Source organism: Methylophaga sp. (assembly GCF_965655755.1).
Classification (GTDB): Bacteria; Pseudomonadota; Gammaproteobacteria; order Nitrosococcales; family Methylophagaceae; genus Methylophaga.
On record NZ_CBFHHW010000045.1, the window covers coordinates 10,640 to 11,901 of the forward strand.

Below are 1,262 nucleotides of genomic sequence, written 5' to 3' on the forward strand. Positions count from 1 at the left end.
ATCACTTCAACCAAGACCGGTTCTATCACGTCTATCCAGGCGGTATACGTACCTGCGGATGACTTGACTGACCCATCACCTGCAACAACCTTCGCTCACTTGGACGCGACAGTTGTACTGTCTCGTTCAATTGCCGAACTGGGTATCTACCCTGCGATTGACCCGCTGGATTCAACATCTCGTCAGCTGGATCCTTTAGTTGTTGGTAACGAGCATTATGATATTGCCCGTGGCGTCCAAAACACGCTGCAACGTTATAAAGAACTGAAAGATATTATCGCGATCCTGGGTATGGATGAATTGTCTGAAGAAGACAAACTGTCTGTATCCCGTGCGCGTAAAATTCAGCGTTACATGTCACAGCCTTTCTTTGTTGCTGAAGTATTCACCGGCGCACCGGGTAAATACGTTTCACTGAAAGATACTTTGGCTGGTTTCCGTGGCATTCTGGAAGGTGAATATGATTCACTGCCTGAGCAAGCTTTCTATATGGTCGGTACCATTGAAGAAGCTGTTGAGAAAGCCAAGAAGCTTTAACCCTTTGGGAGGTATAGCATGGCAATGACTATCCATGTTGACATTGTTAGCGCAGAGAACGAGATCTTCACAGGTGAGGCAGAAGCTGTATTTGCCTCTGCAGTAGAGGGTGAGATCGGTGTTTATCCGCGTCACACTCCTTTGCTGACTCGCCTGAAACCAGGTGAAGTACGTGTGCTGAAAAGCAGCGGCGAAGAAGAGCAGTTTTATGTCTCTGGTGGCATTCTCGAAGTTCAACCGCATGTTGTCACAGTTCTGGCTGATACAGCTTCACGTGCTGCAGACGTTGATGAGGCGGCTGCATTAGCTGCCAAAGCAGATGCTGAGCGTGCTTTGAATGACAAAAATGCTAAGAAAGATCTTGCAGAAGCCCAGAAAGAACTGGCTGAAGCAATGGCCCAATTGCGTGCCATTGAGCGTATGCGTAAGGGCAAGAAGGGACATTAATCCCGGACTGAGAAAAATAAAAAGGCTGTCTTCGGACGGCCTTTTTTTTATCTGTAACAAATCAACCCAAAGCACGCAAAGCGGCAAATAACCCTATCTCTGCTAAAATGCATTTTTTGAATAAATAACAAGCGATCTATGTCTCTATCCATCATTATTCTTGCTGCCGGTAAAGGCACCCGCATGAAATCGGCTAAAGCCAAAGTCATGCATCTTCTGGCGCATAAGCCATTACTTCAACACGTGCTCGATACGGCAAACCAACTCAATCCCACAGA

3 protein-coding genes are annotated in these 1,262 nt (G+C 46.8%); all 3 read left to right on the forward strand.

The features are described from left to right. Nucleotides 1-537, forward strand: a 537-nt coding sequence (locus ACTF5U_RS11655; RefSeq protein ID WP_438971803.1) for an ATP synthase beta subunit C-terminal domain-containing protein, incomplete at its 5' end; no start/stop codon positions are given. Between the two features lie 18 nt (nucleotides 538-555). Then, a complete protein-coding gene (locus ACTF5U_RS11660; protein ID WP_438971804.1) occupies nucleotides 556-984 on the forward strand; it encodes a F0F1 ATP synthase subunit epsilon in 429 nt (142 codons plus the stop codon). Nucleotides 985-1,122: 138 nt separating this feature from the next. Further along, on the forward strand, nucleotides 1,123-1,262 hold a 140-nt coding region (locus tag ACTF5U_RS11665; protein WP_438971805.1), incomplete at its 3' end, for an NTP transferase domain-containing protein.